11 protein-coding genes are annotated in these 12667 nt (G+C 69.5%); 6 read left to right on the top strand and 5 right to left on the bottom strand.

What is annotated here, in order from left to right:
* The first annotated feature begins 6 nt into the window (after window positions 1-6).
* From GTP41_RS24240 to GTP41_RS24215, 6 genes are all read left to right on the top strand, one after another.
* The gene (locus GTP41_RS24240) at window positions 7-219 is read left to right on the top strand and encodes a hypothetical protein (RefSeq protein WP_161028163.1); all 213 of its coding nucleotides are present in this window, start codon (window positions 7-9) and stop codon (window positions 217-219) included.
* Complete coding sequence (locus GTP41_RS24235) at window positions 213-1130, top strand: HprK-related kinase A (protein ID WP_161028162.1); 918 nt, start codon at window positions 213-215, stop codon at window positions 1128-1130. Before GTP41_RS24240 ends, GTP41_RS24235 begins: the two co-directional genes overlap by 7 nt.
* A complete protein-coding gene (locus GTP41_RS24230; RefSeq protein WP_161028161.1) occupies window positions 1117-2235 on the top strand; it encodes a nucleotidyltransferase family protein in 1119 nt (372 codons plus the stop codon). Before GTP41_RS24235 ends, GTP41_RS24230 begins: the two co-directional genes overlap by 14 nt.
* Before the next feature lie 62 nt (window positions 2236-2297).
* Window positions 2298-3146 carry a lytic transglycosylase domain-containing protein gene (locus tag GTP41_RS24225; RefSeq protein ID WP_161028160.1) on the top strand — a complete coding sequence of 283 codons (849 nt, stop codon included), beginning with the start codon at window positions 2298-2300 and terminating at the stop codon, window positions 3144-3146.
* A 12-nt stretch (window positions 3147-3158) separates the two neighbouring features.
* Complete coding sequence (locus GTP41_RS24220; RefSeq protein WP_161028159.1) at window positions 3159-4772, top strand: GMC oxidoreductase; 1614 nt, start codon at window positions 3159-3161, stop codon at window positions 4770-4772.
* Between the two features lie 10 nt (window positions 4773-4782).
* Complete coding sequence (locus GTP41_RS24215; RefSeq protein WP_161028158.1) at window positions 4783-5577, top strand: SDR family NAD(P)-dependent oxidoreductase; 795 nt, start codon at window positions 4783-4785, stop codon at window positions 5575-5577.
* A 54-nt stretch (window positions 5578-5631) separates the two neighbouring features.
* Here GTP41_RS24215 and pepA read toward each other — a convergent pair whose 3' ends face one another.
* The 5 genes from pepA to prsT all read right to left on the bottom strand — a co-directional run bounded on the left by pepA (window position 5632) and on the right by prsT (window position 12649).
* A complete protein-coding gene (pepA, locus tag GTP41_RS24210) occupies window positions 5632-6507 on the bottom strand; it encodes a flocculation-associated PEP-CTERM protein PepA (RefSeq protein WP_161028157.1) in 876 nt (291 codons plus the stop codon).
* Between the two features lie 156 nt (window positions 6508-6663).
* Window positions 6664-7881: a glycosyltransferase gene (locus tag GTP41_RS24205; protein ID WP_161028156.1), complete on the bottom strand. Its 1218-nt coding sequence runs from the start codon at window positions 7879-7881 to the stop codon at window positions 6664-6666.
* Window positions 7882-7919: 38 nt separating this feature from the next.
* Window positions 7920-8975: a nitroreductase family protein gene (locus tag GTP41_RS24200; RefSeq protein ID WP_161028155.1), complete on the bottom strand. Its 1056-nt coding sequence runs from the start codon at window positions 8973-8975 to the stop codon at window positions 7920-7922.
* Window positions 8972-9847: a ThiF family adenylyltransferase gene (locus GTP41_RS24195; RefSeq protein ID WP_161028154.1), complete on the bottom strand. Its 876-nt coding sequence runs from the start codon at window positions 9845-9847 to the stop codon at window positions 8972-8974. Before GTP41_RS24195 ends, GTP41_RS24200 begins: the two co-directional genes overlap by 4 nt.
* A 6-nt stretch (window positions 9848-9853) precedes the next feature.
* Window positions 9854-12649, bottom strand: a complete 2796-nt coding sequence (prsT, locus tag GTP41_RS24190; RefSeq protein ID WP_161028153.1) for an XrtA/PEP-CTERM system TPR-repeat protein PrsT — start codon at window positions 12647-12649, stop codon at window positions 9854-9856.
* Window positions 12650-12667: the final 18 nt, after the last annotated feature.

Genomic DNA, 12667 nt, shown 5'->3' with positions numbered 1-12667 from the left:
CGTATTTTGCCAGGCCAGGCGCTGCGCAGCCGCAGCTGGGACGGCCAAAGCGTGCTCTACAACGAAGTAACGGGCGCCACCCACTTGCTGGATGGCCTCACCCTGGACTTGCTGCACGCCGTGCGCGACGGCACGCTGAGCGACGCCGACTGGGACGACCCGCAGGTGCAGCAAGCGCTCAGCGAACTGGGCCTGATCAATCTGGTGGAACCATGCTGACCATTGCCAGCCTGGCGCCCGGCGCCCTGCACGCGCGCCTGGCCGGCGCCGGCTTGCGCCTGCGCACGGGCCGCTTCACCATGCGCCTGCAGGCCGACCTGGCGCACGTGACGGAAGGCATCGGCCGCCTGTACGGCGACTACCCGCTGCTGGATGACGACGCCTTCGCCGAATTCCACCTGCGCCTGGTGCGCCCGCGCCACCTGCGGCGCTGGCTGCGCCCGCAAGTGCGCCTGCAGTGCGACGGCTATGAAATGTTCCAGCCGATGCCGCAGCTGCACGCCTACCCCTTGCTGGAAGGCGGCATGAACTGGTGCATCTCGAACCGCGCCCACAGCTACCTGATGGTGCACGCGGCGGTGCTGGAGCGACAGGGGCGCGCCGTGATCCTGCCGGCCCCGCCCGGCTCCGGCAAGAGCACCCTGACCGCCGCCCTGGCCGGCAAGGGCGGCTGGCGCCTGCTGTCGGACGAACTGACCCTGGTCGAGCTGTCGACCGGCTTGCTGGTGCCCAACCCGCGCCCCATCAGCCTGAAGAACGCCTCCATCGGCATCATCCGCGACTACCTGCCGGACGCGGTCTTCAGCACGCCGGTGCACGACACCCTGAAGGGCACGGTGGCCCACCTGCGTGCGCCGGGCGACGCCGTGCGCCGCGCCGATGAGAGCGCGCGGCCGGCCTGGATCGTGTTCCCGCAATACGCGGCGGGCGCCGCCACCACGCTGGAGCCGCTGGCGCGCGCCGCCACCTTCATGGAACTGGCCGGCAACAGCTTCAACTACAGCGTGCTGGGCGCCGAGGGCTTCGATGCGCTCGGGCGCCTGATCGACCATACCGCCGGCTTCCGCTTCCGCTATAGTGCGCTGGATGAAGCCCTGGACACCTTTGCCCGCCTCGATGCGTTCGCCTGAGCCGGCACGCCTGCCGCTGCTGCTGCAAGTGCTGCGCGCGCCGCAGCAGGCCGCCGCGCTGGCGCCGGCCGCCTGGGACACCCTGCTGCGCCAGGCCGAGAGCGCCAACCTGAGCGCCACCCTGCACGCCTGGCTGGCGCAGCACGGCCAGCTGGAACTGGCCCTGCCGCAGGCGCGCGAGCAATTGTCCTGGGCCGCGGTGCAGGCGCGCCGCCACCGCCAGGCCGCCTACTGGGAAATGCGCATGATCGGGCGCGCCCTCGCCCCGCTGGGCCTGCCGCTGCTGCTGCTGAAAGGCGGCGCCTATGCCGCCGCCGGCCTGCCGCCCGCGGCCGGCCGCCTGTTTTCCGACATCGACATCCTGGTGCCGGAAGCCAGCCTGGCGCAGGTGGAAGCGGCGCTCATGCTGCACGGCTGGGCCGGCACCAAGCTGGACGCCTACGACCAGCGCTATTACCGCGAATGGATGCATGAGCTGCCGCCCATGACCCACGTGCACCGCCAGAACAGCATCGACGTGCACCACGCCATCTTGCCGCGCACCGCCGCCCAGCGCCCCGACCCGGCCCAGCTGCGCGCCGCCGCGCGCCCGCTGGCCGGGCCCGACGCGCCGCCCAACGCCGCCATCCTGGCGCCGGCCGACATGGTGCTGCACAGCGCCACCCACCTGTTTGCCGACGGCGAATTCGACAAGGGCCTGCGCGACCTGTGGGACTTGCACCAGCTGCTGCAGTATTTCGGCGCCCACGAACCCGGCTTCTGGGAGGCGCTGCCGGCGCGTGCCCACGCCCTGCAGCTGCAACGCTTCCTGTACTATGGCCTGCGCTACAGCGCCGCCCTGCTCGGCACCCCGGTGCCGCCCGCCGTGGTGGCCGCCATGGCGGGCGCCGGCCCCAACCGCGCCCTGCTGGCCCTGATGGACCGCCTGTTCCTGCGCGCCCTGCTGCCGCACCACCCGAGCTGCCGCCGCGCCGGCAGCGGGCTGGCCGACTTCCTGCTCTATGTGCGCGGCAACTGGCTGCGCATGCCGCCGCTGCGCCTGGCGCGCCACCTGTTCCACAAGGCATTTTTGTCGCCTAAAAACCCGCAGCAAGCGGCCGCATAACAGCAGCACCTGCCACGCCGGCCCCGCTACAATGGCTGGTCAACGCTTGTTGGGGAACGCGCATGCGACTCCTTGCCGCCGTGGCGGCCAGCCTGCTGGCGCACGCTGCCGGCGCGCAGAATGCCGCCACCCTGTTCGACCAGGCCCAGCGCCTGGAGCACGGCGAAGGCGTGGCCCAGGACATGGGCCAGGCTGCCGCGCTGTACTGCCGCGCCGCCCGCCTGGGCGCCGCCGAGGCCCAGTATGCGCTGGGCTGGATGCTGGCCAACGGGCGCGGCGTGGCGCGCGACGATGGCCAGGCCTGGCGCCTGTTCAGCCTGGCTGCCGAACAAGGCCATGCGGCCGGCGCGCGCATGCTGCAATTGCTGCCGGCCGCGCCCGGCGCCGAACTGCCTGCCTGCATGGCGCCCGAGCCGGCGCTGCAAGTCGACACCGCCCTGCCCGTTCCCGACTACAACGGCGCCACGCCGCAGCTGCGTGCCCTGGTCGACCGCCTGGCGCCGCAGTACGAGATCGACCCGGCCCTGGCGCTGGCCATCATCGCCATCGAATCGGGCTTCAACCGCACCGCGGTCTCGCCCAAGGATGCGCGCGGCCTGATGCAGCTGATCCCGACCACCGCGCTGCGCTTTTGCGTGCGGGACGCCTTCGACGCCGAGCAAAACCTGCGCGGCGGCCTGGCCTACCTGCGCTGGCTGCTGGCGCGCTTCCACGGCGACGTGACCCTGGCGGCGGCCGCCTATAACGCCGGCGAAGGCGCGGTCGAGCAATACGGCGGCGTGCCGCCTTACCAGGAAACGCGCGCCTATGTGCGGCGCCTGGGCCAGCTGTACGGCAAGGCCAGCCATCCGACCAGCGCCGGTGCGGCCGAACGCTGCGTGCGCCAGGTGGTAATTCGCACCCGCCGGTGATATGCTTGCCCGATGGAATGGGACGCAATCATCATCGGCACCGGCATGGGCGGCGCCCCCCTTGGCTACGCCCTGGCGCGCGCCGGACAGCGCGTGCTGTTCCTGGAAAAAGGCCGCTCGCCGCAGCAGCCCGGCACGCTGGCCAACAGCTATGCCGAAAGCCACTTCCCGACGCCAGCCGCACCCGCGCCGGAACACCGCGCCACCTTGCAGCGCGCCGGCCGCTACAGCGACACCGTGCGCACCAATGCCGGCCCGCGCACCCAGCATTTCGTGCCCTTCATCGGCAGCGGCGGCGGCGGTTCCAGCGCCCTGTATGGCATGGTGCTGGAACGCTTCTTCCCGGCCGACTTCGCCCCGCGCGCCCAGCACCCGCAGGCGGCCGACGCCGCCCTGCCGGCCGCCTGGCCCATCAGCTACGCCGAACTGGAACCGTTCTACGCGCAGGCCGAAGCGCTGTTCCGCGTGCGCGGCACGCCCGACCCGCTGCGCGCCGGCGGCGCTGCCGGCTGGGCCAGCCACTTCAAGACGCCGCCGCCGCTGACGCCGGCCGCGGGCGAACTGTTCGACTTTTTCGCCGGGCGCGCCCTGCACCCTTACCGCGTGCCGCTGGCGTGCGAATTCGTGCCCGGCTGCAGCGCCTGCCAGGGTTACCTGTGCGACCGCCAGTGCAAGAACGACGCCGGCCGCATCTGCCTGCAGCCGGCGCTGGCCGAACACGGCGCCACCCTGATGGATGAATGCGAAGTGCTGCGCCTGGACGCCACGCGCAGCGCAGTGACCGGCGTCGTCTGCGAGCAGCGCGGCCAGCGCCTGACCTTGCGCGGCAAGCGCGTGTTCCTGGCGGCCGGCGCGCTGGAGACGCCGCGCCTGCTGCTGCAGTCGGCCTCGCCGCACTGGCCGCACGGCCTGGCCAACGATTCCGGCCTGGTCGGGCGCAACCTGATGCGCCACCACATCGACCTGTACGTGATCAAGCCGAAGACGCCGGCCGGCTTTGACAACCGGCAGAAGGAATTCGGCTTCAACGACTTCTACCAGCACGGCGCCATGAAGCTGGGCTCGGTGCAATCGTTCGGCCGCCTGCCGCCGGTGCCGGTGCTGGCCGCCTCCATGGCCGACGACGTCCGGCAAGGTCCACTGCCCTGGCTGGCGCCGCTGTTCAAGCTGGCGCAGCCCTTGCTCCAGCCGGTACTGCGCCAGTTCGTCGAGCAGCGCCTGGTGCTGGCCAGCACCTTGGAAGACTTGCCGTATGCCGACAACCGCGTCACCCCGGCCGAGGGCGACGCGCGCCTGGCCATAGACTACCGCGTGCGGCCGCACGACGCGGCGCGCATCGCGGCCATGCGCCGCCTGATGCGGGACGCGCTCAAGCCCTATGCCTACGACCTGGTGAAACAGGCCGACAACAACCAGCGCATTGCCCACGCCTGCGGCACCTGCCGCTTCGGCGACGATCCGGGCAGCAGCGTGCTGGACGCCAACAACCGCGCCCACGGCCTGTCCAACCTGTATGTGGTGGACGCCTCGTTCTTCCCATCCAGCGGCGGCACCAATCCCAGCCTGACCATCGCCGCCAACGCCCTGCGCGTGGCGCAGCACATCGTGGCGCAGCCCATCAATTAAGGAATCGACCATGATCAAGCTTGCAGACTTGCGCGGCCACTGGGCGCTGGTTACCGGCGCCTCGGGCGGCATCGGCGCCGCCTTCGCGCTCGAACTGGCGCGCAGCGGCGTCAACGTGGTGCTGGTCGGGCGGCGCGCCGAGCGGCTGCAGGAACTGGCCACGCGCGTGGTGCACGAACTGGGCGTGAAGGCCGAGGTGGTGCGCGTCGACCTGGCGCAGCCGGGCGCGGTGGAGCTGGTCAAGCAGCAGCTGGCGCAGGCCGGCATCCGCATCCGCCTGCTGTGCAATATCGCCGGCATGGGGCGCTGGAACCGGCTCGAGCACTGGGAGCTGAACGACTACCGCGAAATGCTGGAAGTGAACAACCGCGCCGTGGTGGAGATGTGCTACCACTTCCTGCCCGACCTGGCGTCCTACCCGAGCAGCGCGGTGATCAATGTCTCCTCGCAGGCCAGCTACCAGCCGGTGCCGTACATGGCGGTGTATGCCGCCTCCAAGGCCTTCGTGCAAAGCTTTAGCCAGGCCCTGCATGGCGAATGGAAGGAGCGCGGCATCCTGGTGCAAACCCTGGTGCCGGGGCCGACCGACACCGAGTTCGACGCCAAGGCCGGCGCTTACAGCAGCGCCCTGACCACGCGCGGCACCACGGCCGAGGTGGTGAAAGCCTCGCTGGCCGGCCTGGCCAAGGGCGACCCGGTGGTGGCCTCGATCAAGGGCACCTACAAGCAGCGTTTCTTCGCCGGCCTGTTCCCGCACAGCATGGTGATCCGCGAAGTGGCCAAGATGTTCAAGCCGCCGCCATAAAGCGCGGGCATAAAAAAACCGCGCCGTGGCGCGGTTTTTTTTACGCGGGAGCGATCAGGCTTTGCGGCGGCGCAGGCCAGCCAGACCCAGCAGGCCCAGGCCCATCAGCACCATGGTGCCTGGCTCTGGCACGCGGGTGAAGCGGTTGGAACCGTCAACCTTGAACAGGATGTCGTTCTCAGCCACCAGCGAGGTACCGAACGGGTCGCCATTGTTGCTCGAGCTGTCGCGGTGGAAACCGGTGGTGGTCGAGGTGTTGGCTGGGAAGTTCAGGCTCGATTCGAAATCGATGCCGAACAGCAGCGACGAAATGCCTTCCAGGTAGTTGACGTCGATGAAGTCGCCCGGTGCCAGCAGACCGGCGTGCAGGCGGGCCGAACCCTGGCCATTGGTGCCAGACAGCAGCTGGAATACCGAGGTGTTGGAATCGATCGTCAGCAGGGCAACCATGATGCCGTCGTCAAAGCCGGTGCCGGTGGCAGTGTTGGCGTTGCGCGCGGTGTCGAAGTAAATCGCGACCTTGTTGGTGGCTGGCGAGCCGCCCAACACGAAGTTGGCGGTGTTGCCGACCACGCTGCTCACCACTTCGGTCATTTTCGCGGCGATGGTGAATTCGAACTGGGCGCTTGGATTGGCCACGCCGTTCGAGCTGGTATCGAGGCCGTCGATGTCGACGTCGGTGGCCACCAGGTTAGCCTGGTACAGGAACTGGAAGCTCTGGCCGACCGACAGCGGGGCGCCGTACGGGCCGATGCCCTTGGCCAGGCCGCTGCCGTTCTGGTTCCAGTCCAGCACGTTCACATTGGTGGCCAGCACATTGGTGCCGTCCTTGATGGTGAATGGGGTGATCACGTCTGCTTGCGCAGCCGATGCAGCGAACAGCAGGCCAGCTGCAGTAGCGAGCGGGAGCAGTTTGCGGAAAATATTCATTGTTATGACTCCTGAGTTGAGTAAGGCTGTCAGACCATTTTTGCTTTACCGGCCAATTGCAGCGGGCACGTACTTCTATGAGCAATAGTTATGCCACCTCTATGAAAGTCATTTCAAATCAATGATTTAGTTGCTAATGCCTTGTAGGGAAAAAGTTTACCCCGGGGGCTTTGTAAGAATTTCCGACAGTAGCTTGCTAAATAAATGAAACGCGTCGTAGCGCGCGAAATCCTGCGCCACCTGGCGCGCCGCCACCGCCGCCCGCGGCGTCGCCAGCAGCGCCTGCACCGCCTGCCGCACGGCCGCCGCATCGAAGCGGTCGGCGCGCAGGCGCGCGCCGGCGCCGACCGCTTCGATGCCCTGCATATTCAGGAACTGGTCGAGGTTGCCGCACAGGCCCAGCACCGGCACCCCAGCCACCAGGGCCTGGTGGCTGGTCGGGCTGCCGCCATTGCACAGCACCAGGGCAGCGCGCGCGGCCGCCTGCTCGCCCGGCAGGAAGTCGGCCGCATAGGCGTTGGCTGGCAGCGACGCCAGCGCCACCTTGCCGGCGGTGGCCGCCAGCACCGTCACTGGCAAATCCGCCAGGGCCTGCAGCACGCCCGGCAGCAAGGCCGCCTGGCCCGAGCTGCCCAGGGTGACATACACCAGCGGGCGGTCGGCGGGCAGCTGCGCCCACCAGTCCGGCAGCGGCAGAGGGGGCGACCACAGCACCGGGCCGATGAAGGCGTGCTGGGCCGGCATGCCCTGCGCCTGGAACAGTTGCGGCACGTCGGCATACAGGGTGTAGTCGGCGTCGGTGTAGACGCGGTTCAAATCCCAGCCCAGCGACGGCAAGCCATACTGGCGCCGCACCCTGTTGAGCGGAATGGTGTGGCTGGCGAAGGCCAGCGGGCGCACCAGATTAAACAGGGCGTTGGCCAGCGCGATCGGCAAGAAGCGCGTGAGCGGCAGGCTGGGCACCGTGTAGCGCTGCCGCACGTAGGGGCTCCAGTAGGCGTTGTTCAGGGCCACGTAGGGCACGCCGGCCAGGCGCGCGCTGATCGACAGGGAAAGGCGGAAGTCGCCCACCACCACGTCGGGCTGCAGTTCGCGCAGCAGGCGCAAGTCTTCCTCCACATAGCCGGCCAGGGTGGCCGCGTCGTATACCGGCTGGCCGGCCGCCAGCGCCTGCAGGAACTGCGCGCTGGGGATGCTGTGGATGGTGCGGCGCTGCAAGCTGCTGTCGCGGAAACAGAAATCGTAGCCGGCGGCGCAGGCGAACGTGACAGCGTAGTGCGCCGGGTCGAGCCGGCCGGCCAGCGCCAGCGGACGGCCGACATGGGCCAGGGTCACCGCCTCGGCGATGAAGAGGATTTTCTTGCGGGGCGTCATATCAAGCTTGTTGTAAAGTAAACCGACAGGGCGCCGCTCTACTTCATCAGTTCAGCCAGCGGCTTGCGCAGCGAACGCGCGCTGGGCGCCTTGCCCGCGCCCAGGCGGCCCATGAACATGGCCGTGCTGGGGTCCGGCCCGGTCACCCGGCACAGCTGCGCGTACAGGCGGCGCGCGCGTTCCTGCAGCGCGTCGAGGCGGGTGAAGCGCAATTCGTTGCGCACATAGCGGCCAAAGATCAGCGGCGTCATTTCCGGCTGCAGCTGCAGGCCGAGCGCGGCCGCGGTCAGCCAGAAGCGCTGGGTGGCGCGGCCGGCCGCCACGTAGTCGTCGATGCCGGCCGGGGCCTGGCGCGCGCGCAGCACGAAGTGGGCGCCGCAGGCCAGGCTGGGCACCAGGTCCATCTGCAGGCGCGGCGCCCAGGTCCCCATCAGGGTATTCATGGTGTTGACGCGCTCCCAGCTGGCCATGGCCCACTTCATCAGGGCCAGGGTGCCGTTGTCCACGCCCAGGGCCTGGTCCGGCACCTTGTCGCTGCTGTGCGTCTTGCCCCAGTCGATGATGCGGCGGTGCACCTCGTACGCTTCCGGCATGGTCAGGCGCAGCTTGGCATTGTTGAACATCAGGCGCGCCGCCGCCCAGCGCCCGCCGAAGCCTTCGATCCACTGCACCTGGTGGGCGGGGCCGACCGCCGCTTCCAGCGCCTGCTTTTCCTGCGCCGTCAGGGCGCGCGTGCTGAGCGGGCGGCGCTGCACGCTGCGCGTGGTGATGACGGGCAGCAAGGGGCTGGGGGCGATGGCGGCATCCGGCACCAGGCGCACATCGTAGACGGGATGGGTGTCGGGCTGGCCAGGGCGGCGCGCCACGTCGGCGCGCAAGCCGTGCGCGCTGGCGGCGATGGCCAGGGTTTCCAGCAAGGCGCCATGCGCCACCTGGCTCGGGTGGCCGTCCAGGTCGTACACCACATGGTCGCGCGTGTCGTGGCAGTGCACGGCCACCTGGTCGGGCCCGAGCAATTCAAAACGCCAGACCTGGGTGTTGTCGCCGCTGGGCGCCCAGCGCGCGAGGTCGAGGATTTGTTCGATGGTAGTCATGGGGCTTTGGCCATTTTGGCGAAGGCGCGCTTGCCAAGCATGATGGCCAGGCGCTGGATCGGATGTTTGTGCCCGCCCGGACGCCAGGTGCGGGCCAGCTTGTTGCGGTAGGCGTCGAACTGCAAGCCGTGCGGCGCGGCCTGGACCGTGCCGCGCCCGAGCAGGATTTTCAGCGCCTCCGTGGCGGCGATGCCGGCGCACAGCTGGCAGGCCATGATGGTGGAGGGGCCGCGCCGCTCGGCGAAATTGACGGCGGACGGCACCACCAGGTAGGGCCGGTGCAGGCCGGCCGGGGCCAGCCCGACCACGAAGCGGATCGCCTTGTCGGCTTCCGGCAAATCGCCCCAGCCGAAATACTCCTCGAAGGTCATCTTGCCCGGCAGGAAGTTCAGCAGGGCCGCGCCCATGCCCAGCGGCGCCACCGTGGTGGCCGGGATGCCACGCCGCGCGCACAGGGCGAAAGTCTTTTGCCGGATCTCGAAGGCGAAGAAGTCGAGGCTATCAATATAGATGTCGACGCCCTCGAAAAAGGCTTCCAGGTTGCCGTCGTTGATGCCGTCCGGGAACAGCTTGATGTCGAGCTCGGGATTGACGTCGCGCGCCATGCGCGCCATCACCTCGATCTTGGGCAGGCCGCGCGTCGATTGCATGGCGCCCACCTGGCGGTTGAAGTTGGGCAGGTCGAAGCGGTCGAAATCGGCAATGTGGAAGGCACCCACGCCCAGGCGCACCAGGGTCATCAGGTGCACCCCGCCCACCCCGCCGGCGCCGGCAATGGCGACCCGCTTGCCGCGCAGGGCGGCCTGTTCCGCTTCGGTCACCCAGCCGATATTGCGGGCGAACGCTTGGTCGTAGTTGAAATCGCCGTTCATGCGTGCTTAGCTGCCGTTCAGGACTTTGAGCAAGGCAATGGCATCGTCCAGGTGCGGGAAGGCGGTGCCGGCTGCCACCAGTTTCTCCAATTCAGCCTTGGCGGCTTTCTTATCGCCAGCCTTGTTGAACGCCACGGCCAGGTGGTAGCGTAGCACGGCATTGGCCGGCTGCAAGGTAGCGGCGCGTTTCAAGAGCGGCAGCGCGCGCGCGGTGTCGCCTTGGCCCACCAGCAGCCAGCCGGTGGTGTCCAGCACGGCCGGGCTGTCGGGCGCCGCCTTCAGCGCCTTCTCGGCCGTGGCCAGGGCGCGCGGATCCTTCAGTTCGCCATAGGCCCAGGCCAGGTTGTTGAGGGCCACCGGGCTGTCCGGCGCCGCCTGCAGCACCAGCTCCAGGTCCTGCACCGCGGCCTTGAACTGGCGCCGCGACAGCGCCAGCTCGGCCGCGTACATGGCGGCCGCCAGGTCGCCCGGCTGTTCCTTGCGGTGCTGCGCCAGGCGCTGGTCGGCGTCGCGCGGCAGGCCGGCCGCCAGCAGGGTGCGGTGGATCGCCAGCACCATCGGGCCGGCCTGGTCGGCGGCATAGGCTTTCTCGTACAGCGCCACCGCCTCCTTGTATTTCTGCTGGCGCGCCAGCAGGTCGCCTTCCAGCACGTAGCCGGCGCCCTGCTGCTCCGCTTCCTTCTGCATCTGGCGCGCAATGGCCAGCACCTCGGCCGGGCGGTTCTGCTGCTGCGCGATTTCGGCCAGGGCCAGGCGCGCCGGGCGCGACCCCGGTTCCAGCGCCAGCGCCTTTTTCAGGTCGGCGGTGGCGGCCGGCACGTTCTTCAGCATCAGGTGGGCGGCCGCCATGCCGAGCCAGCCGCGCGCCGCTTTCGGCTCCTGCTGCACCATCTTGCCGTAGCTCTCCAGCGCGCCCGAGGCGTCGCGGTTGGCCAGCTGCACCTGGCCCAGCAGGCCGGACAGGGCGGCGCTGCTGACGCCGTCCACCTGCAGCTGGCGCGCCAGGTTGGTGGCCTTGGCGTTTTGCCGCGCCAGCAGGTAGGCCTGCGCCAGGCGCATGCGCAAGTCGCTGTCCTTGGGCTGGATGGCGGTGGCCTGCTCCAGCCAGCGCACCGCCTCCTCGCCCTGGCCCTGCCGGGTGGCCAGCTCGGCCAGCGCGCGCATGGCGCCCACGTGCTGCTTGTCCTGCGCCAGCACGCTGACGAAGCGCTTGCGCGCGGCCTCGGGCTGCTTCTCCTGCAAGTCCAGCTGGGCCAGGTTCATCAGGGCGGTCAGCTGGCCCGGCTGCAGCACCAGCGCCTGCTCGAACGCGGCGCGCGCCGCCGCCGCATTGTTCTGCAGCAGATACACGCTGCCTTCCAGGTTGCGCACGGCGGCGCTGTCCTTCTTCTGCGCGTGGAACAGCCGGATGGCGGCCAGCGCCTTGTCGTAGCGCTTCATGCTGATCTCGGTGCGCGCCAAATACAGCACGGCTTGCTCGGAACCGGGATCGAGGGCGGTGGCGCGCTCCAGTTCGTCGACCGCCTTGGCATACTGGCCCTGGCCCAGGCGCGCCAGACCGAGCGACAGGTGCAGCGTGGCTTCCTTGGGCAGGATGGCGGCCGCCTGTTCGAAATGCTGCTGGGCGGTCTTGAAATCCTTGTTGCGCAAATTCGCCTCGCCCGCCAGCACCAGGGCTTGCGCGTCCTGGCTGCCGCTGCGCAGCATGGGCGCCAGCGCGGCGGCGGCCTCGGCCGGCAGATCGGTCTTCAGCAGCGCCTGCGCCAGCAGCTTGCGCGCGAACAGGTCGTCCGGACGCTGCTCCAGGTAGGCGTTCAGGTAGCCCTGGGCCGCCGTGGCATGGTTCAGCTTGAGCTCGTTGGCGCCGGTGAGCAGCAGGGTCGGCAGGTGGCTGGGCGCGACTTTGAGCAGCTTGAGCAGGTTGCCCTGGGCGTCGCTGTATTTTTCCTGGCTATGCTCGAGCAGGGCTTGCAGGTAAAGGCCGTGCAGGCTGCCGGGCGCATGCTGGTTGAGCGTGGCGATATCGGCCTTGGCGGCGTCGAAGCGCTTGAGCGCGATTTCCAGGTCGGTGCGCTCGACGCGCGCCAGCAGGTGGTCGCCCCGCACAGCCAGCGCCTGGCCCAGGGTGGCCAGGGCCGCGTCGTTCTGCTCGAACTGGCGCTGCACGCTAGCCTTGAAGCGCAGCAGGGTGAGGTCGCGCGGGTGGGCTTGCAGCGCCTTGTCCAAGAGGGCCAGCACGGCCGCCTTGTCGCCGGACGGCAAAGCCAGGCGCGCCTGGCCCAGCAAGGCCGTGGCCTGGGCCGGATCGCCAGCCAGGGCCTGGGCATAGGCTTGCGCCGCCGGCTCGCGCTGGCCCAGCGCCAGCAGGGCGTCGCCGCGCGCGGCCAGCAGGGCCGGGCCGGCGCTGGCGGCCGCGGCCGCGGTTTCGTCCAGCGCGGCCTGCGCCTTGTCCTGCGCCAGCAGGGCGCGCACCAGCTGCGGCAGGGCCTGCTCGGGCGCGTAGTTCAGGCTGAGCGCCTTGCGGATTTCCTTTTCCGCCGCCGCCGCATCGTGGTTGTCGTTGTACAGGCGCGCCAGCTGGTAGCGCACCTCGGCATCCTCCGGACTCTTGCTGGCGGCGTTTTTCAGCTGGATCAGGGCCGACTTGCTGTCGCCCTGCTGCAAATGCTGCTGCGCTTGCGCCAGCAGGCTGGCGCTGCTTTCATTCTTGAGGCAACCCGACAGGCCGGCGGCCAGCATCAGGCTGCTCAGCAAGGTCAGGGCAAGGGCGCGCGGCGCCCGCGGGAATTGACGACGTGGCATGGGAACCCCTGCGCGGTG

The organism is Pseudoduganella guangdongensis, from assembly GCF_009857475.1.
Lineage (GTDB): Bacteria > Pseudomonadota > Gammaproteobacteria > Burkholderiales > Burkholderiaceae_D > Rugamonas > Rugamonas guangdongensis.
Note: the sequence above shows the minus strand (reverse complement) of the source record. Positions and strands in the feature narration are given on the sequence as shown.

Excerpts from the sequence above, each read along its gene's own strand:
- GTP41_RS24195 (WP_161028154.1), bottom strand. The coding sequence starts at position 9,847 with ATGAACGGCGATTTCAACTACGACCAAGCGTTCGCCCGCAATATCGGC.
- prsT (WP_161028153.1), bottom strand. The coding sequence starts at position 12,649 with ATGCCACGTCGTCAATTCCCGCGGGCGCCGCGCGCCCTTGCCCTGACC.
- GTP41_RS24205 (WP_161028156.1), bottom strand. The coding sequence starts at position 7,881 with ATGACGCCCCGCAAGAAAATCCTCTTCATCGCCGAGGCGGTGACCCTG.
- GTP41_RS24230 (WP_161028161.1), top strand. The coding sequence starts at position 1,117 with ATGCGTTCGCCTGAGCCGGCACGCCTGCCGCTGCTGCTGCAAGTGCTG.
- GTP41_RS24225 (WP_161028160.1), top strand. The coding sequence starts at position 2,298 with ATGCGACTCCTTGCCGCCGTGGCGGCCAGCCTGCTGGCGCACGCTGCC.
- GTP41_RS24220 (WP_161028159.1), top strand. The coding sequence starts at position 3,159 with ATGGAATGGGACGCAATCATCATCGGCACCGGCATGGGCGGCGCCCCC.
- pepA (WP_161028157.1), bottom strand. The coding sequence starts at position 6,507 with ATGAATATTTTCCGCAAACTGCTCCCGCTCGCTACTGCAGCTGGCCTG.
- GTP41_RS24215 (WP_161028158.1), top strand. The coding sequence starts at position 4,783 with ATGATCAAGCTTGCAGACTTGCGCGGCCACTGGGCGCTGGTTACCGGC.
- GTP41_RS24235 (WP_161028162.1), top strand. The coding sequence starts at position 213 with ATGCTGACCATTGCCAGCCTGGCGCCCGGCGCCCTGCACGCGCGCCTG.
- GTP41_RS24200 (WP_161028155.1), bottom strand. The coding sequence starts at position 8,975 with ATGACTACCATCGAACAAATCCTCGACCTCGCGCGCTGGGCGCCCAGC.